Annotated in this window: 19 protein-coding genes and 1 pseudogene; 1 reads left to right on the top strand and 19 read right to left on the bottom strand. The window is 70.6% G+C overall.

Features of this window, described 5'->3' with window-relative positions:
- Positions 1-39 precede the first annotated feature (39 nt).
- Together thiD and glmM are read right to left on the bottom strand one after the other, a co-directional pair.
- A complete protein-coding gene (thiD, locus tag STVA_RS24550) occupies positions 40-843 on the bottom strand; it encodes a bifunctional hydroxymethylpyrimidine kinase/phosphomethylpyrimidine kinase (RefSeq protein WP_123691085.1) in 804 nt (267 codons plus the stop codon).
- A pseudogene (gene glmM / locus STVA_RS24555) lies at positions 843-2,197 on the bottom strand (phosphoglucosamine mutase). The gene thiD and the pseudogene glmM overlap by 1 nt, the downstream one beginning before the upstream one ends.
- Positions 2,198-2,411: 214 nt before the next feature.
- Between glmM and STVA_RS24560 the strand changes: the two are divergent.
- Positions 2,412-2,666: a twin-arginine translocase TatA/TatE family subunit gene (locus STVA_RS24560; protein WP_123691081.1), complete on the top strand. Its 255-nt coding sequence runs from the start codon at positions 2,412-2,414 to the stop codon at positions 2,664-2,666.
- Positions 2,667-2,742: 76 nt separating this feature from the next.
- On the opposite strand, the gene STVA_RS24565 is transcribed toward STVA_RS24560, so the two are convergent.
- The 17 genes from STVA_RS24565 to STVA_RS24645 form a co-directional block, all read right to left on the bottom strand.
- Positions 2,743-3,384 (bottom strand): exopolysaccharide biosynthesis protein, encoded by a 642-nt coding sequence (locus STVA_RS24565; RefSeq protein ID WP_123691079.1) that lies wholly within the window; start codon positions 3,382-3,384, stop codon positions 2,743-2,745.
- The gene (gene folP / locus STVA_RS24570) at positions 3,381-4,511 is read right to left on the bottom strand and encodes a dihydropteroate synthase (RefSeq protein ID WP_123691077.1); all 1,131 of its coding nucleotides are present in this window, start codon (positions 4,509-4,511) and stop codon (positions 3,381-3,383) included. Before folP ends, STVA_RS24565 begins: the two co-directional genes overlap by 4 nt.
- Before the next feature lie 73 nt (positions 4,512-4,584).
- Positions 4,585-6,525 carry an ATP-dependent zinc metalloprotease FtsH gene (ftsH, locus tag STVA_RS24575; RefSeq protein ID WP_246782844.1) on the bottom strand — a complete coding sequence of 647 codons (1,941 nt, stop codon included), beginning with the start codon at positions 6,523-6,525 and terminating at the stop codon, positions 4,585-4,587.
- Positions 6,526-6,645: 120 nt separating this feature from the next.
- Entirely contained in the window at positions 6,646-7,971 is a 1,326-nt protein-coding gene (tilS, locus tag STVA_RS24580) for a tRNA lysidine(34) synthetase TilS (RefSeq protein ID WP_142235876.1), read from the bottom strand.
- Positions 7,937-8,452 carry a tol-pal system protein YbgF gene (gene ybgF, locus STVA_RS24585; protein ID WP_142235877.1) on the bottom strand — a complete coding sequence of 172 codons (516 nt, stop codon included), beginning with the start codon at positions 8,450-8,452 and terminating at the stop codon, positions 7,937-7,939. Before ybgF ends, tilS begins: the two co-directional genes overlap by 35 nt.
- The gene (locus STVA_RS24590; protein ID WP_142235878.1) at positions 8,449-8,892 is read right to left on the bottom strand and encodes a hypothetical protein; all 444 of its coding nucleotides are present in this window, start codon (positions 8,890-8,892) and stop codon (positions 8,449-8,451) included. The genes ybgF and STVA_RS24590 overlap by 4 nt, the downstream gene beginning before the upstream one ends.
- A gap of 133 nt (positions 8,893-9,025) precedes the next feature.
- On the bottom strand, positions 9,026-9,565 hold the full coding sequence (pal, locus tag STVA_RS24595; RefSeq protein ID WP_123691404.1) for a peptidoglycan-associated lipoprotein Pal: 540 nt from the start codon (positions 9,563-9,565) through the stop codon (positions 9,026-9,028).
- Positions 9,566-9,710: 145 nt separating this feature from the next.
- On the bottom strand, positions 9,711-11,075 hold the full coding sequence (gene tolB, locus STVA_RS24600) for a Tol-Pal system beta propeller repeat protein TolB (protein WP_123691069.1): 1,365 nt from the start codon (positions 11,073-11,075) through the stop codon (positions 9,711-9,713).
- Positions 11,072-11,719 carry a hypothetical protein gene (locus STVA_RS28430; RefSeq protein ID WP_142235879.1) on the bottom strand — a complete coding sequence of 216 codons (648 nt, stop codon included), beginning with the start codon at positions 11,717-11,719 and terminating at the stop codon, positions 11,072-11,074. Before STVA_RS28430 ends, tolB begins: the two co-directional genes overlap by 4 nt.
- A 143-nt stretch (positions 11,720-11,862) precedes the next feature.
- Positions 11,863-12,357: a hypothetical protein gene (locus STVA_RS24610; protein ID WP_142235880.1), complete on the bottom strand. Its 495-nt coding sequence runs from the start codon at positions 12,355-12,357 to the stop codon at positions 11,863-11,865.
- Positions 12,358-12,397: 40 nt separating this feature from the next.
- Complete coding sequence (tolR, locus tag STVA_RS24615) at positions 12,398-12,868, bottom strand: protein TolR (RefSeq protein WP_123691065.1); 471 nt, start codon at positions 12,866-12,868, stop codon at positions 12,398-12,400.
- 4 nt (positions 12,869-12,872) lie between these two features.
- Entirely contained in the window at positions 12,873-13,598 is a 726-nt protein-coding gene (gene tolQ / locus STVA_RS24620) for a protein TolQ (protein WP_123691063.1), read from the bottom strand.
- A gap of 17 nt (positions 13,599-13,615) precedes the next feature.
- On the bottom strand, positions 13,616-14,086 hold the full coding sequence (locus STVA_RS24625; RefSeq protein ID WP_197735733.1) for a YbgC/FadM family acyl-CoA thioesterase: 471 nt from the start codon (positions 14,084-14,086) through the stop codon (positions 13,616-13,618).
- Complete coding sequence (ruvB, locus tag STVA_RS24630) at positions 14,079-15,131, bottom strand: Holliday junction branch migration DNA helicase RuvB (protein ID WP_420822807.1); 1,053 nt, start codon at positions 15,129-15,131, stop codon at positions 14,079-14,081. Before ruvB ends, STVA_RS24625 begins: the two co-directional genes overlap by 8 nt.
- The gene (gene ruvA / locus STVA_RS24635) at positions 15,128-15,745 is read right to left on the bottom strand and encodes a Holliday junction branch migration protein RuvA (protein WP_123691059.1); all 618 of its coding nucleotides are present in this window, start codon (positions 15,743-15,745) and stop codon (positions 15,128-15,130) included. Before ruvA ends, ruvB begins: the two co-directional genes overlap by 4 nt.
- A gap of 13 nt (positions 15,746-15,758) precedes the next feature.
- The gene (gene ruvC / locus STVA_RS24640; protein ID WP_197735734.1) at positions 15,759-16,322 is read right to left on the bottom strand and encodes a crossover junction endodeoxyribonuclease RuvC; all 564 of its coding nucleotides are present in this window, start codon (positions 16,320-16,322) and stop codon (positions 15,759-15,761) included.
- Between the two features lie 37 nt (positions 16,323-16,359).
- Positions 16,360-17,109, bottom strand: coding sequence for a YebC/PmpR family DNA-binding transcriptional regulator (locus STVA_RS24645; protein ID WP_123691057.1), 750 nt, complete (start codon positions 17,107-17,109; stop codon positions 16,360-16,362).
- Positions 17,110-17,238 lie beyond the last annotated feature (129 nt).

Raw genomic sequence — 17,238 nt, forward strand, 5'->3', positions numbered from 1 at the left:
CTGATCGAATCGCTCTTGCCGCCATCGCCGGCGGCCGTTTCAGCCACCCCGCCGGCGCATCGTGTGGCCATGATCGAGCGGGCCATGCCCGGCGCCGAAGCCGGGCGCCCGCCGGATCGCCTCCCATACATAGTCTCGCGCGGCCGCGACGGCAGGGCGCAAGGCCAATCCCTGGGCGATTCCGGCCGCGATCGCCGACGCCAGCGTGCAGCCGGTACCGTGGGTGTGGCGGGTGTCGAGGCGGGCGGAGCGGAAGACATGCAGCCCTTCGCCATCGGCCAGGACGTCGACCACCTCGTCGCCCTCGCCATGCCCGCCCTTCAGCAGGACGGCTGCCGGCCCCAGCGCCCGCAGGTCCACGGCCGCCTGTTCCATGGCCGCCGGCCCGGCGATCGGCCGGCCCAGCAGCACCTCCGCCTCCGGCAGGTTCGGCGTCAGCACGGTAGCCCGCGGCAGCAGCCGGTCGCGCAGGGCCGCCACCGCACTGTCCAGCAGCAGCGCGTGGCCGCCCTTGGCCACCATGACCGGGTCGCAGACCAGCGGCACCGCCGGCGCATGTTCGGCCAACGTGTCGACCACCGCGGCGATGACGGCGGCATCGTGCAGCATCCCGGTCTTGATGCAGTCGGCGCCGAGATCCGCCAGCACGACCGCCATCTGCCGGGCGACGAAGGCCGGATCGATCGCCACGACGCCATGGACGCCCAAGGTGTTCTGCGCGGTCAGCGCGGTGATCGCCGTCATGGCGAAGCCGCCCAGCGCCGTCACCGCCTTGATGTCGGCCTGGATGCCGGCACCGCCGCCCGAGTCGGAGCCCGCGACGATCAGGACACGGCCGCGCATCACGATGCGTCCGCCGCGCGGATCGCCGAGATGACCGAATCGACGGCTTGGTCCACCAAGGCGGCATCGTCGCCCTCAGCCATGACGCGGATGACGGGCTCGGTGCCGGACTTGCGGACCAGCATGCGGCCCCCGCGATCCAGCACCTGCTCGCCGGCGCGGATCGCCGCCAGGACGCCAGCATCGGCCAGCAGGTCGCGGCCGCTGGTGCGGATGCTGGTCAGGCGCTGCGGCACCGGCTCGAACAGGCGCGACACATGGCTGGCGGGCACGTTCTTCTCCACCAGATAGGCCATCAGTTGGAGGGCGGCCACCAGTCCGTCGCCGGTCGTGGCGAGGTCGCCCAGGACGATATGGCCGGAGGGCTCGCCGCCGACATTGCAGCCGCGGCGATGCATCTCCTCGACGACGTAGCGGTCGCCGACGGCGGTGCGCACAAGGCCCACCCCTGCCCGCCCAGGAACCGCTCCAGGCCCAGGTTCGACATGACGGTGGCCACCACCGACCCACCCGCCAGGCGCCCGGACTGGGCCCATTCCGAACCGATCAGGGCCAGGAGCTGGTCGCCGTCGATGATGGCGCCCGTCTCGTCGGCCAGGATCACCCGGTCGGCGTCGCCATCGAGCGCGATGCCGAGCTGGGCGCCATGGGCGGCCACTGCCGTGCACATGGCGGCCGGCTGGGTGGCGCCGCAGCCGGCGTTGATGTTGAAGCCGTCGGGCTGGACGGCGATGGGCACGACCTCTGCCCCCAGTTCGTAGAGCACGGTCGGCGCGACGCGGTAGGCGGCGCCGTTGGCGCAGTCGACCACGACCTTCAGCCCGTCCAGCCGCCGGCCCTTGGGGAAGCCCGCCTTCACCGCCTCGATGTAGCGCCCGCCGGCATCGTCCAGCCGGCGTGCGCGCCCCAGCGAGCGCGGGCCGGCGGGTGCCGCCCCCAGCGGACAGTCGCCCAGCACCTGGGCCTCGATCGCGGCCTCCACCGCATCCGACAGCTTGTATCCGTCCGGCCCGAACAGCTTGATGCCGTTGTCCTCGAACGCGTTGTGCGAGGCCGAGATGACGACGCCCAGGTCGGCCCGGAGGCTGCGCGTCAGCATGGCCACGGCCGGCGTCGGCATCGGCCCGACCAGGACCACGTCCATGCCCATGGACACGAAGCCGGCCGTCATCGCCGGCTCCAGCATGTAGCCCGACAGCCGCGTGTCCTTGCCGATCACCACGAGGTGGCGATGCTCCCCGCGGCGGAACTGGGCGGCGGCCGCCATCGCCACCTTGAGGGCGACGTCGGCCGTCATCGGCGGCACGTTCGCCGCGCCGCGGATGCCATCGGTGCCGAAGAGCCTGCGCGCCATCCCTGTCGTTCCTCCCTGCCGCATCGGCCCTTATCCGACCCCGGCCGCCCGCGGACTCGCCGGGCGGCCCCCATCCGTATATAACAGGGCCAAGGAAAGAGCGGCGAGGGTCGCAATGCCGCCTGGGTGGCAGGACCCCGCCATGGTCGCTATATGATGGGCGAACGCGCGCCGGATGGGGGCTGGCGCCCGATACCGCCCCGGGGAGAGTGCAATGGGTAGCTTCAGCATCTGGCACTGGCTGATCGTTCTGGCCGTCATCCTGATCATCTTCGGCGCGGGCAAGCTGCCGCGGGTGATGGGCGATGTCGCCAAGGGCATCAAGAACTTCAAGCAGGGTATGAAGGACGAGGACAAGCCGGACGAGATCACCCACCCGGAGCCGGTGGCATCGCGGCCGATCAATCCGGCACCGGCGAACGCCACCGCCGAATCGACCCAACCGGGTGCGGCCCAGAAGGTTTCCTGAGGGCCTGATGGCTTCGAATGCGGCCGCCGGGGGCGGCGGCCGCTACAGCCGTCGATGACCCGGAAGTGTCGGCGACCTAGAAATATCGGCTGGCCAGTTCCACGATCAGGTGGAACGACAGGACGGCGATGAAGCCGACCACCACCATCGCCACGGCGGCGATGGTGAGGCCGATTGCGACCATGCGGCCATCCTTTTCCAGCAGGCCCAGCGACATCACCGTCATCGCCAGACCCGGCGGGAAATTGCCGCCAGGGATCGGCAGGGCCAGGACGAAGGCCAGCGCCAGGTAGACCGCGCCCAGGACACGCTCCGCGGCAGCCCCCGTCAGCAGCCGGCCGCGCGGCCGGCAATAGCGCTCCAGCCGCTCGAGCCACGGCAGGATGCGGGTCACGATGCGGCGGAAGTCCGCGCGCGCGATGCTGCGGCGGAGCATCCGTTCCGGCAGCCAGGGGCGCGGCCGGCCCAGCATCATCTGGATCGAGAAGAAGGCCAGCGGCACGCCAAACACCGTCGAGAAGCCGGGCGGGCTCGGGATCGGCAGGGAATTGGGCACCGCCAGCACCAGCAGGATGATGGCAAAGCCGCGGTCGCCCAATGCCGCCACCAGGGCGCGCATGGTGATCCGCTCTTCCGGCATGTCGCGGGCGAGCCGCGCCAGCAGGGCCGAGGTGCGCTCGGGCTCCGCCTCTTCGGCGATGGCAGGCTCGGGGATCAAACGGGCGTCTCCCCGGCCGGCCCATCGCCCGCCATCGCACGCCACAGGGCAATGGCCTGTACCGTCTCGGCCACGTCATGGACGCGCAGGATCGAGGCGCCGCGCTCCAGCGCCCACAGGGCACCGGCGAGCGATCCGCCCAGGCGGTCGCGGGCGGCACCGCCCCCGGCCAGGCGCCCGATGAACCCCTTGCGCGACAGGCCGACCAGCAGCGGCACGCCGAGCTGCAGGTAGAGCGACAACCCGCGCAGGATCGCCAGGTTGTGGGCGACCGTCTTGCCGAAGCCGATGCCGGGATCGACGGCAAACCGGTCGGCCGGCATGCCAAGTTCCTCCAGCGCGGCCAGGCGGCCGGCCAGATGGTCGTAGACGTCATGCAAGGCGGAGCGGTAGCGCGGATCGGCCTGCATCGTCCTCGGCTCGCCCTGTATGTGCATCAGCACCGCCGGGGCGCCGGCCGCCCCCAGCGCGGACGGTGCCTCGGGGTCGCCCGCGAGGGCGGTCACGTCGTTGACGAGGATGGCACCCGCCGCCAGCGCCTCGCGCATGACGCGGGCATGGCGGGTGTCGATCGAGACCCGCACGCCCGCTGCCGCCAGCCGCCCAACCACCGGCAGGACACGTCGCAATTCCTCGGTCTCGTCCACCGGGGCGGCCCCCGGCCGTGTCGATTCGCCACCGACATCAACGATGGCGGCACCGGCGGCCGCCATGGCCAGCGCGGCATCGACCGCGGCGGCCGGATCGTAGCGATCGCCGCCATCGGAAAAGCTGTCGGGGGTGACGTTGACGACGCCCATGACCGCGGGCAGGGCAAGCCCGGCCCAGGCGCGGCGGGGCGCGGATATCCGCTCCAGGGCGGCGATGATGCGCGGCCCGGCATCCGGCCGTGCGGCAGCCCAGCCGGCAACCGCATCCAGCCGCAAGGATCGGGCGGCTATGGTGCCGTCCAACCGCCGGACAGCCAGCTTGATCGCCATGAAAGCCCCGGGCCCGCCCGCCAGCGGCAATGCCTGGCCATCGGCGATCAGTTCGGCCGCCGCGGGACCGGCAACCCGCCCGATCGGCTGACAATAGAAAACCTGCCGCCCGTTTCCAGGCGGCAGGAGTTCATCGAGGACATTCATGATCTGAGAACCGGGTCCGTCCTTCCGGGCATGGCCCGGAAGGACGGCTCGGTATCGTTCACGGTCGCGCGGGTCAGGCGCCGGGCTGCGGTTCCGGCGTCATGCCGGGGGGCTCCATCCGGCCGGTGTTGGGCACGGAGCCGGGGCGGCGCGGCGGCGGCTTGGGCTGGTCTTCCGGCGTGGTCGGCCGGACGATCGGCTGGCCGGCTATGAGCTGGCGGATCTCGTCGGCGCTCAGCGTCTCGTATTCCAGCAGGCCCTTGGCGATGGTGTGCAACTCGTCGATGTTCTCGGTCAGGATGCGTTTGGCCTCGGTCTCGCCGATCTCCACGAAGCGCCGGATTTCCTCGTCAATGATCCGGGCAGTGGCGTCCGAGACGTTCTTGCGCTGCGTCACCGAGTGGCCGAGGAACACCTCGTCCTCGTTCTCGGAATAGCGCAGCGGCCCCAGCTTGTCGCTGAAACCGAACTCCGTGACCATGCGACGGGCGAGGTTGGTCGCCTGGCGGATGTCGTCCGAAGCGCCGGTCGTGACGTTCTCCGGCCCGTAGATCAGCTCCTCGGCGACGCGGCCGCCGAACATCATGCAGATGCGCGCCGCCAGCTCCATCCGGGAATAGCCGTAGCGGTCCTTCTCGGGCAGGCTCATGGTCACGCCCAACGCCCGGCCGCGGGGAATGATCGTCACCTTGTGCAGCGGGTCGTGGCCGGGCACGCGCAGCGAGACCAGGGCATGGCCCGCCTCGTGATAGGCCGTCGTCTCCTTCTCCTTCTCGCTCATCACCATGGACCGACGCTCGGAGCCCATCAGGACCTTGTCCTTGGCCTGCTCGAACTCGGTCATGGTGACGACGCGCTTGCCCTTGCGGGCCGCCAGCAGTGCCGCCTCGTTGACGAGGTTTGCAAGATCGGCACCCGAGAAGCCGGGCGTGCCACGGGCGATCACCCGGGCGTCGACGTCCGGCGCCAGCGGCACCTTGCGCATATGGACGCGCAGGATCTTCTCGCGACCGCTGACGTCGGGGTTCGGCACCACGACCTGGCGGTCGAAGCGGCCCGGTCGCAGCAGGGCGGGATCGAGCACGTCCGGCCGGTTGGTGGCCGCGATCAGGATGACGCCCTCGTTCGCCTCGAACCCGTCCATCTCGACCAGGAGCTGGTTCAAGGTCTGCTCGCGCTCGTCGTTGCCACCGCCCAGACCGGCACCGCGATGGCGGCCGACGGCGTCGATCTCATCGATGAAGATGATGCAGGGCGCGTTCTTCTTGCCCTGCTCGAACATGTCGCGCACGCGGCTGGCGCCGACGCCCACGAACATCTCGACGAAGTCGGAGCCCGAGATGGTGAAGAACGGCACGTTCGCCTCACCCGCGATGGCGCGGGCCAGCAGCGTCTTGCCAGTACCGGGCGGGCCGACCAGCAGCACACCCTTGGGGATGCGGCCGCCCAGGCGCTGGAACTTCTGCGGGTCGCGCAGATACTCGACGATCTCTTCCAGTTCCTGCTTGGCCTCGTCGATGCCGGCCACGTCGTCGAACGTCACCCGGCCGACCTTCTCGGTCAGCAGGCGCGCGCGGGACTTGCCGAAGCCCATGGCCCGGCCGCCGCCCGACTGCATCTGGCGCATGAAGAATATCCACACGCCGATCAGCAGCAGCATGGGGAACCACTGGATCAGGACATAGAGCAGCGACGGCGAGCCCGAATCCTCCGGCGACGCGGCCACGCGCACATTGTGCTGCGTCAGCTTGGTCACGAGGTTGGCGTCACGCGGCGCATAGGTCGTGAAGGCGCGTCCATCGCTGAAATGGCCCGACAGCGTGCTGCCGCCGCCACCCGCGGTCTGGATCGTCACGTCGGCGACGCGGCCGTTCGTCACTTCGTTGAGGAAGTCGGAATAGGCGAGGCTCGCCTGCGGACTGCGCGTGGTCGACCCCTGGAAGAGGTTGAACAGCGCCACGAGCAACAGCCCGATAATGACCCAGAGAGCGAGATTCTTGCCGAAATTGTTCACGTTCGGGGCCCTTCCCCTCCGCATCCGGAGCGTCCGCGACGTCGCCGCTGAAGACCCCGAGCCATCCAGAAGCCGGTTAGTGCTGAACCGACCCTTCTCACAAATAATGCGACGTTCCCATTAAACAACTGCGAACGGTCCCCCTGCAAGCGCGCGACGCGGTCTAAATACCGCATCGCCCGGCCCATGTCCCGTCCGTGACCAGCCTGCGGTCGGCACGGCCAGCAGCCGATCGCCTGACCAGAGTGCGGGCAAGGTCGGCCGGGCCGGGCCCGGAACCCCCGAGATCGCGCCTGAATCCGGTCGCGCGATGCCCAATGGGGACACCCGGCAAGAGATTGGGACGCCGGGCGGAACCGCAATGGTGAAACGGCTGTCCCAGCGCACAATTCCCCCGCTGGTCGCCTGGACATCGGGGCCGATTGCCGCCGGCTCGCGGCAGACCAGGATGCGGCCGCGCCAGGGCAGGATGCGGCAGCCGGCCAGGGTTGCCCCGGGCATGCCGCGCGACCATCCCCGACTGGCATCCGCCAGCCGCGCCACCGCCTCACCGCGAGGACCATAGGGACCGGCACTGCCGATCATGCGCAGCAGATTCGCCAGCAGGGCTAGCCCGACATTGGATGGCAACCGAGCCATCCCGGCCCCGTCGAGCAGCGCATACCCTTCGGGCGCCACCCAGACCAGTTCGGCCGCCGCCGCCGCCAGGGCATGCTCGGCCTCGCCCCGTGCCGCGGCGGCCTTGCCGGCACGCGCCAACAGTTCGTCGGCATCCACCCCGTCCTGGCGCAGACGGACGCGCTGGTAGCGGCGGTCGGCGTTGCTGGGGTCGGTGATCGATGGCTGTCCACGGGCGCGGACGGTCGCCGCCAGTTGGTCTCGCGGCACGTCGAGGAGCGGGCGCAGCAGCCGCGGCCCGGCCGTCTCGCGCTGCCCTGCCATGCCGGCCAGCCCGCCGTCGCCGCTGCCCGCGGCCAGCCGCAGGGCCACCGTCTCGGCCTGGTCGTCGCGATGATGAGCCAGCAGCAGGTGGAGGATGCCTTCGGCGCTGCAGGCGGCGACGAGCAATTCGTAGCGGATGTGCCGCGCCGTCTCCTGGATGCGGGAGGCGGGCCTGGCCCCTTGATGGCGGAGCGTCCGGTGCTCGATCCCGATGGCGCCGAGCCAGCGTCCCACCATGGCGGCCTCGGTCGCGGCCTCGGGACGCAGCGCATGGTCGACCGTCAAGGCGAGGACGGCGCCGTCCCGCGCCCGGGCCCAATCGTCGGCCAGCAGGGCAAGTGCCATGCTGTCCGGCCCGCCGGATACCGCCACCGCCAGGCGGGGTGCCGGCTCGAACGGCCCGAGGCGGGCCATGGCGGCGGCGAAGATGGCCGGGCAGAGCGGCCCGGCCACGCCACCGCGATCGGTATCAGCAGCCGAGGCGCTGACGCTCGCGCTTGCCACGGTCCTTCACGTTCGCGGGCGCATCGGCCGCCTGATCAAGCCGCCCCAGCGCCGCGCAGGCCTCCGGCTTGCGGTTGAGCTGGGCCAGCGACATGCCGAGCTTCAGCAGATTGTCCGGCGACTTCGCGTTCTTGGGATAGCGCTGAAAGCCCTCGCCGAAGGCAATCGCGGCGTTCTGGTAGTCCTGGCGGACATAGTAGGTCTCGCCCAGCCAGTACTGCGCATTGCCAGCCAGGTTGTCGTTCGGATGCTGGCGCAGGAAGCCCTTGAGCGCCCGCTCGGCGCCGTCATAGTCGGCCCGTGCCAGCAACGCGAAGGCCTGGTCGTACTGCTGCTGCGGCGCGCCGGCCGGCAGGGTCGCTTCGGGCTGCGGCGCGCGCGGGGCGGCGGCCGTCTGTTCCTGCGGCGGTCTCGGGGTTGGCGGCGGCGGCGCTGCCGAGGGGCGGACGGTCGTCGTGCCAGGGCCGGGCGGCGCGATCACGCGGGCCTGGCCGGGCGGCGGTGGCTCGGTCGTGCGGCCGTCGCGAATGGGCGGCGGGCGGCGCGCGGCGGCTCCGGCGGGGCGCGGGGCGGTTCGGCTGCAGCCCGCGGGGCCTCGCCCTGGGCCGGCTCGGCGCTGCGGCCGCCGCGCTCCAGCTCCGTCAGGCGGAACTCGGTGTCACGCTGCGCACGCTCCTGGCCCTGGCGCACCTGGTTGATCTGGTGGGTCAGCTCTTCAAGGCGGCCGGTCAGCTGGCGGATCTGGTCCTCAAGCTGGTTGAGGCGCATCTCCTGCTGCGCGTAGGCGGCAGAGGGGCCGGCGGAAGGCTGCTGCTGGTATTGCGGCGCATAGGGGGAAGTCTGCGCCAGCGACGCCTGGAGCAGGGCGGACGAGACGAGCGATGCCGCCGCCAGGGCTGCGACGATCCGGGGACGCGGCATGATCGCGGCTCCTCTCCTGTTGGTGGAACGTGCTGGCTGTCGGGACGGACCCGATCCGTGGACGATACGGGCCGGTCGACGCGGGTTAACGCGCGACCGGCCCGTTCGGCTCCACCGAAGAAACAGGCCGGCGTCAGTTCACGACGGTGACGGCTCGCCGGTTCTGGGCATAGGCCGCGTCGTTCGAGCCGACGACCGCCGGACGCTCCTTGCCAAAGCTGGTCGTCGACAGGCGGCCGGCGGGGATGCCGAGGGCCACCATGTAGTTGCGCACGGCAACCGCGCGACGCTCAGCCAGGGCGAGGTTGTACTCACGCGTGCCGCGCTCGTCGGCATGGCCTTCGACCACGATCCGCGTGTTGGGATAGCGGCGGAGCCATTCGGCCTGGCGGCCGACCGTCTCCCGCGCCTCGGCATTGAGGTCGGAGCGATCGGTGTCGAAGAACACCCGGTCGCCGACATTCACTTCCAGGTCGCGCTGCGAGCCGGGAACGGCGTCGCCGGCACCCAGGCCCTGCGACGAAACGCCCGACTGGCTGCCAAGGCCGGTCGAATCGATGCCCGTCGTCGACGTCGCGGCGGAACCGTCCGCCGTGGTCGACACCTCCGGCGTGCTTTCGCAGGCTGCCACCAGCAGGACGGCGGCAACCAGGCTCAAAATCTTCATGCGCATGCGCTGTTTCTCCTTCGGCATGAGCTGGGGTTGGTCATGATATTGGTCCGCAGCGCCCGTCCAGGTGGGCATCGCGCCCGAGAATTGAGCCGATTCCACAAGAAATCGCGGTCTTCCTGCTGGTCACCACGATATCTAGACAAGGTCAAGGAATCAAGGGCGACCAGGCCGGATCCGAGGCGTCCTGGGGCGTCAGCACCTCACGCTCGTTGAACCCGGACAGGTCGATCGAGAACAGTTTGGTTCCGCCGCCGCGGCCGCCGCGGTCGGTCGACTGCTGGCGGAAGAACATCAGCACGCGGCCGTTAGGCGCCCAGGTCGGGCTTTCGACGAGGAAGCCGTCGGTGATGATGCGCTCGCCCGAGCCATCCGGCCGCATGACGCCGATCGAGAACTTGCCGCCCTCCATCTTGGTGAAGGCGATCAGATCGCCACGCGGCGACCAGGCCGGCGTTGCGTAGCGGCCGGCGCCGAAGCTGATCCGGCGCACGCCCGACCCGTCCGCGCCCATGACGTAGAGCTGCTGGGCGCCGCCGCGGTCGGAGTTGAAGACGATTTCACGCCCCGTCGGCGAATAGCTGGGCGAGGTGTCGATCGCCGGATGGTTGGTCAGCCGCTGCATGGCGCGGCTGCGCAGGTCCATTGTGTAGATCTCGGTATTGCCGTCCGACGACATGCTCATGATGACCTTGTTGCCGTCGGGCGAGAAGCGCGGGGCAAAGGTCATGCCGGGGAAGTCGCCGATCGCCTCGCGGCGGCCGGTGTCGATGTTCAGCACATAGACCCGCGGCTGGCGGTCGCCGAAGGTCATGTAGGTGATCTCCTGCGCCGTGGGCGAGAAGCGCGGCGTCATCACCAGGCTGCTGCCGTCGGTCAGGAAGCGATGGTTGAAGCCGTCCTGGTCCATGATGGCCAGGCGCTTGACGCGCTGGTTGGCCGGCCCCGACTCCGCGACATAGACGATACGGGTGTCGAAATAGCCGTCCTCGCCGGTGATGCGCTTGTAGATGGCGTCGGCCACGATATGGGCGATGCGGCGCCAGTTGGCGGGCTGGGTGAAATAGGCCAAGCCCGTCATCTGCTGCTCGGCGAAGACGTCCCACAGCCGGAATTCGACCTTCAGCCGCCCATCGGGCATGCGCTCGATGGCGCCGGTCACCAGCGCCTGGGCGTTGATGACGCGCCAGTCCTGGAAGCGCGGCGTGCCGCGCAGCGCCTGCGGATCCTGCAGGAAGGAGCGCTGGTCGAGGAGCTTGAAGAAGCCCGAGCGCTCCAGGTCGGCGGCCACGACGGCCGCGATCTCGCCGCCGGTCGCGGCCTCCGGGCCGGAGCCCGAGAAGCGCGGGACGGCGATCGGCATGGGCTGCACCCGGCCGCGCGTGATGTCGATGCGCAGCTCGGCCTCGGCCGTGCCCGGAAGCGTCACCGCCGCGCCCAGCGCGATCACGGCGATCGCGGCGGCGCGCAGCAGGGAGGACAGCGGGCGAAGAAGGGTGACGACGTGCCTCATGTCCCGAAATCCTTCGGACTGAAGATGAAGGTGAACGACTTCCATTGGTCGTACTTGTCGCGCGGAAGCCGCAGCGGGCTGCATTCCGGATTGAGGATCGCCCGCCGGGCGCTCTCGGCGACCGACCGGAACTGCGGATCGGACTGGCCGCGGCCGGTGTCCAGGATGCGGGCCTCGCGCACGGTGGCGTCGGGGTTCATCTGGACGCGAATCTCGACCACGATCTGCTGCACCTCCTTGCCGCCGCCGACGAAGCTCCAGCAGCGCTCGATCTGCTGGCGCACCCCGTCCATCTCGCTCGACGTCAGGGTCTGCGACAGCGACGGCGCCGACTGCGGTGCTGCGGCGGCCACCTGCGGCCGCGGCGGCGCGGGGGGCGTCGGCCGCGGCTCGGCCCGCGACGGCGTGGGCGTCGGCCGCAGGTTGTTCAGGATCGCGTTGACGTCGAAATCCTGCGCCGGCTTGGCGTCCTTCTTGGGCTCGGCCTTGGCTTCGGCCTTGGAGTCGGGACGCGTGTCCTTCTTCGGCTCCGGCTTGGCGTCGGCCTTGGCGTCCTTCCTGGGCTCTGGCTTCGCCTCGGGCTTGGCCGCGACCTGCGTCTTGGCCGGCTCCGGCTTCGGCGGTTCCGGCTTGGGCGGCTCCACCTTCGCAGGCTTCGGCGGCTCCGGCTTCGGGGGCTCGGGCTTGGGCGGCTCGGGCTTCTTCGGCGGCTCCGGCTTGGGCGGCTTCGGCGGTTCGGGCTTCGGCGGCTCCGGCTTGACGGGTTCGGGCTTGGGCGGCTCGGGCTTCACCGGCTGCGGCTTGGCTGCGGGCGCACAGCCGGCTCCGGCGGCGCCGGGGCGGCTTCGGCGGTTCCGGCTTGGGCGGTTCCGGCTTCGGGGCTCGGGCTTGGGCGGCGGAGGCGGCTTGGGCGGTTCCGGCTTGTGCTGGGGCGGCGGCGGCGGTTCCGGCTTGGCAGGCTCGGGCTTCGGCGCCGGCGGCTTGGGCGGCGGCGGGGTGGCGGCGCAGGCGGGGCGGTGGGGCCGGCTCGGGCTTGGGGGCTCCGGCTTCGGGGTTCGGGCGTCGGCGCCTCGGCGCGCAGCGGCTCGGCCTTCGGCAGGGGGCGCGGCGGCGGACGCAGCGTCTGCGTCGGCGCGGCCGCGCGCTCGGCCACCGTCACCATCTCGAACACAACGGGGGTGTCCTCGCGCGGTTCCGGCTTGAAGAGTTCCGGCAGCCCCACCAGCACCAGCACGATGATGCCGGCATGGAGGATGGCCGATCCGATCAGGCCGCGCTTCATTCCCGTCTTTCCGTCTTCCTGGCTCGCCCTGCGGCGCGGCCTAGCGCTGGCGGCCGCGCCGCACCGGCTCGTCGGGCGCGGCCTGCGGCAGTTCGGCGATCAGGGCGACACGGGCGAATCCGGCGGCGTTCAACGCGCCCATCACCTCCATCACCCGGCCATAGACGATGTTGCGGTCGCCACGCACGAAGACCCGCGCCTGGCGATCGTTCTCGGTGATGGCGACCAGCCGGGCGACGAGGTTGTCCAGCGTCGTCTCCCCTTCCTGGAGATAGATCTTGCCCTGGGCGGTGATCGAGACGGTGATCGGCTCCTTCTGCTCGCTGATCGTCGGCGCCGATGCCTTGGGCAGGTCGACGGGAACGCCCACGGTCAGCAGCGGGGCCGTGACCATGAAGACGATGAGCAGCACCAGCATGACGTCGACGAACGGCGTCACGTTGATTTCGGACATGGCGACGTAGCGGCGTCCGCCGCGCCCGCCACCGCGCTTGAGGACGGCACCGGCCATCGGATCAGACCTTCTCGTCCATCTGGCGGGACAGGATGGCCGAGAACTCGCTGGTGAAGGCGTCCAGGCGCCCGCCATAGCGCCCGATCTCGGTCGACAGCTTGTTGTAGGCGATGACGGCCGGGATCGCCGCGACCAGGCCCAGCGCCGTGGCGAACAGCGCCTCGGCGATGCCGGGGGCGACGACGGCCAGCGAGGTGTTCTTCGAGGCCGCGATCGACTGGAAACTGTTCATGATGCCCCACACCGTGCCGAGCAGGCCGATGAAGGGGGCCGTCGAGCCGACCGAGGCCAGGAACGACATGTACTTCTCCAGACGCTCCATCTCCCGGCTGGCGGCCACGCCCATCACCCGCTCGATCCGGTCCTGGAGGTTGCCGCGCATCGATTCCGTGGCGATCAGCCCGCGGGCGGCCGACCGGCGCCATTCCCGCATCGCCGAGGCGAACACGGTCGCCATCGGGTCGGCGGGCCGAGTGCCGACCCGGTCGTAGAGATCGTCGAGCGAGCCGCCGGACCAGAAGCTCTCCTCGAACTCGCGGGCCCGCGCATTCAGCCGACGCAGCCGGACCCACTTGTCGAAGATCACCGCCCAGCACCAGAACGACAGGACGAGCAGGATCAGCATGACGAACTTCACGATCATGTCGGCCTGGAGGAACAACCCCCAGATCGACAGGTCGTGCGCCGACCCGCCCAGGGTCATGGCATCTACGGCACGGTTCTCCATCAGACTATGGCTCGCATTTACAGGGTTGATTGTGGCGTCACCAAGGCCTCCAGCGCCGTGCGCAGCACGGGCGGAAGCCGCGTCGCGCGGCCGTGGACACGGTCGATGCAGGCAAGCCTTACGGACAGGCGGGCCAGTTCCTCGGGCGGGGTCCCGTCGGCCCGGCGCCAGACCGCCTGCATGAGGTCGAGACGCGCCGCGCCGACGTCGACCACGGTCGAGACGACCTCCAGCCGGTCGTCGAGTCGCGCGGGCGAGAGGTAGTCGGCGGTGCAGCGGCGCACCGCCCACAGCACGCCCGCCTCGCCCATCAGGCGGCCATGCTCGGTGCCGGCCGCCCGCATCATCTCGGTGCGGGCCCGCTCGGCGAACCGCAGATAGTTGGCGTAGTAGACGATGCCGGCCGCATCCGTGTCCTCGTAATAGACGCGGAGCGGGAAGGCATGCCGGCCGGCGTCGAGCCGGCCCGAGGTGGGTTGCTCAGCCACTGCCAACCTCGTCGCTGGCCAGCAGGTCGAACTGGGTCGGCGGCACCGCGCGCGGCGGCAGGCCGAGATAGCCGTAGGTCTGGTTGGTGACCATGCGCCCGCGCGAGGTGCGCTGGAGGAACCCCTGCTGGATCAGGTAGGGCTCGATCACTTCCTCGATCACGTCGCGCTGCTCGGACAATGCCGCCGCCAGCGTCTCCACCCCGACCGGTCCGCCGGCATAGTTGTCGGCGATGCAGCGCAGGTAGCGCCGGTCCATCGCATCCAGCCCGCGCGCATCGACATCGAGCCGGCCCAGGGCGGCATCCGCCTCGGCCGCGCCGACGCGGCCGGTGCCGGCGATCTCGGCGAAGTCGCGCACCCGGCGCAGCAGCCGGCCGGCGATGCGCGGCGTGCCCCGCGAGCGCCGCGCGATCTCCTCGGCCCCTTCCGGCGCCAGGTCGAAGCCCAGGATCCGGGCGCCGCGCTCGACGATGCCCTGCAACTCGTCCGGCTGGTAGAAGTCCAGGCGCAGCGGGATGCCGAAGCGATCGCGCAGCGGCGTCGTGATCAGCCCCGACCGGGTCGTGGCACCGACCAGGGTGAAGGGCGGCAGGTCGATCTTGACCGAGCGCGCCGCCGGCCCCTCGCCGATGATCAGGTCGAGCTGGAAATCCTCCATCGCCGGGTAGAGCACCTCCTCGACCGCGGGCGAGAGGCGATGGATCTCGTCGATGAAGAGGACGTCGCGCGGCTGCAGGTTGGTCAGCAGCGCCGCCAGGTCGCCGGCGCGCAGGATGACCGGGCCGGACGTGGCGCGGAAGCCGACGCCCAGTTCGCGGGCAACGATCTGGGCCAGGGTCGTCTTGCCCAGCCCGGGCGGCCCGAAGAACAGCACATGGTCGAGCGACTCGCCGCGGCCGCGCGCGGCATCGATGAAGACGCGCAGGTTGTCGCGCACCCCGCGCTGGCCGACGAACTCCTCCAGGCTGAGCGGGCGGAACGACGCCTCGGGCGCGTCCTCCCCCTGCCGCTCGGGGGCCACGGGCCGGGCGATGCCACTCACTGTGCCAGCTCCGCCAGACCGCCGCGGATCAGTGCTTCGATCGGCGCGTCGACACCCAGCCGGCGCTGGACGCCGGCGACGGCGGCGAAGGCCTCGATCCGGCGGTAGCCGAGATTGACCAGGGCCGAGACGGCATCTTCCGCCGCACCGGCGACGCGCGGCACGGCCGGGGCGGTGCCGCGGTCGCCATCCAGCGGCACGATCGCCGCCAGGCCGGTCGTCTTGTCGCGCAGTTCGTTGGCGATGCGGGCCGCCAGCTTCGGCCCGACGCCGTCGGCGCGCGCCAGCGCCGCCTTGTCCTGCAACGCGATCGCGGCCGCCAGTTCGCTCGGCCCCAGCACGGTCTGGATCGCCAGCGCCACCCGGCTGCCGACGCCCTGCACCGTCGTCAGCAGGCGAAACCACTCCCGCTCGGCGGCATCCAGGAAACCGTAGAGATGGATATGGTCCTCGCGGACATGGGTGATGACGGCCAGGCTCACCGGCTGCCCCAGGGGCGGCAACCGTCCCAGCGTCCGACCCGAGCAGTAGGCGAGATAGCCGACGCCGCCCACGTCGACGACGCAGGCATCGGTCTCGACCGAATCGAGGATGCCGGACAGCTTGGCGATCATCGCGAAAGAGCGGTCAGGTCGCGGCGCGGGGCATCGGCACGCGCTGGCCGATGCCGGTGGCCGGCTTCAACCAGGCCCGCTGCGTCGCCCGGTGATGGGCGTGGCAGATGGCAACGGCCAGGGCATCGGCCGCGTCCGAGCGCGCCACCAGGCAGCCGGGCAGCAGCCGGCGGACCATCAGTTCCACCTGGTTCTTGTCGGCATGGCCGGCGCCGACCACAGACTTCTTGATCAGGTTGGCCGAATATTCGTGGACCGCGACGCCGCGCTCGGCCGGGGCCAGCAGGGCGATGCCGCGGGCATGGCCCAGCTTCAGGGTCGAGGCCGGGTTCTTGTTGACGAAGGTCTCTTCCACCGCCGCCTCGCCCGGCCCGAATTCGTCGATCACCGCACCCAAGCCGCGATAGAGCTCCACCAGCCGCTCGGCCAGGGACAGCCGCTCGTTGGACGAGATGGTGCCGTCGGCGACATGGCTGAGGCGGCTGCCGGCCACGTCGACCACGCCCCAGCCGGTGTGCCGCAAGCCCGGGTCGAGGCCGATCAGCCGCACCCGGTCGCTGTCGACCGAGCGCGCCATCGTGGCGCTGGCGGCGGGAGGGCGCCCCGGGGACAAGTCAGTCGCCCGTCCGGGCCATCGCCGTCTCGCTCGCCTCGAAGTTCGCATGGACGTTCTGCACGTCGTCGTTGTCGTCCAGCGTCTCGAGCAGCTTGAACAGCGTCACCGCGGTCTCGTCGTCGACCGGCGTCACGGTACGCGGCCGCCAGGCGAAGGCGGCACTCTCGGCCGGCCCCAGCTTGGCCTCCAGCGCCTCGCGCACGGCGTTGAGGGCGTCGGTCGCGCACAGGATGTCGTAGCCACCTTCATCCGACTCGACATCGTCGGCGCCGGCCTCGACCGCCTGCTCGAACAGCGTGTCGGCGTCGCCGGCCTTGGCGGGATAGCGTACCAGGCCCATACGGTCGAAGAGGAAGCCGACGCTGTTGGTCTCGCCCAGCGCGCCGCCATGCTTGGAAAAGGCCGACCGGACCTCGGCTGCGGTGCGGTTGCGGTTGTCGGTCAGGGCCTCGACGATGACCGCGACGCCGCCCGGGCCATAGCCCTCGTAGCGGACTTCCTCGTAGTTGGTCCCGTCCTCGCCGCCGGCGCCGCGCTTGACCGCGCGCTCGATCGTGTCCTTGGGCATGTTGGCGTCGCGCGCCGCGATCATCGCTGCCCGCAGGCGCGGATTGGACGCCGGGTCGGGCAGGCCGGTGCGCGCGGCAACGGTCAACTCGCGGATGATCTTGGTGAAGACCTTGCCGCGCTTCTTATCCTGCGCACCCTTGCGGTGCATGATGTTCTTGAATTGGGAATGGCCCGCCATGACGCTCTTCTAAGTCCAGGAAACAGCGTCCGGGTCTATACCATATATGGTAGACAAACGCCCAGATTCCGCGGGTTTCTACGTAGGGTTTATGGCTGAATTGAGGCGTGGGCGCACGCCATCAGGGGT

The sequence above is a fragment of the Stella humosa genome (assembly GCF_006738645.1).
Classification (GTDB): Bacteria; Pseudomonadota; Alphaproteobacteria; order ATCC43930; family Allostellaceae; genus Allostella; species Allostella humosa.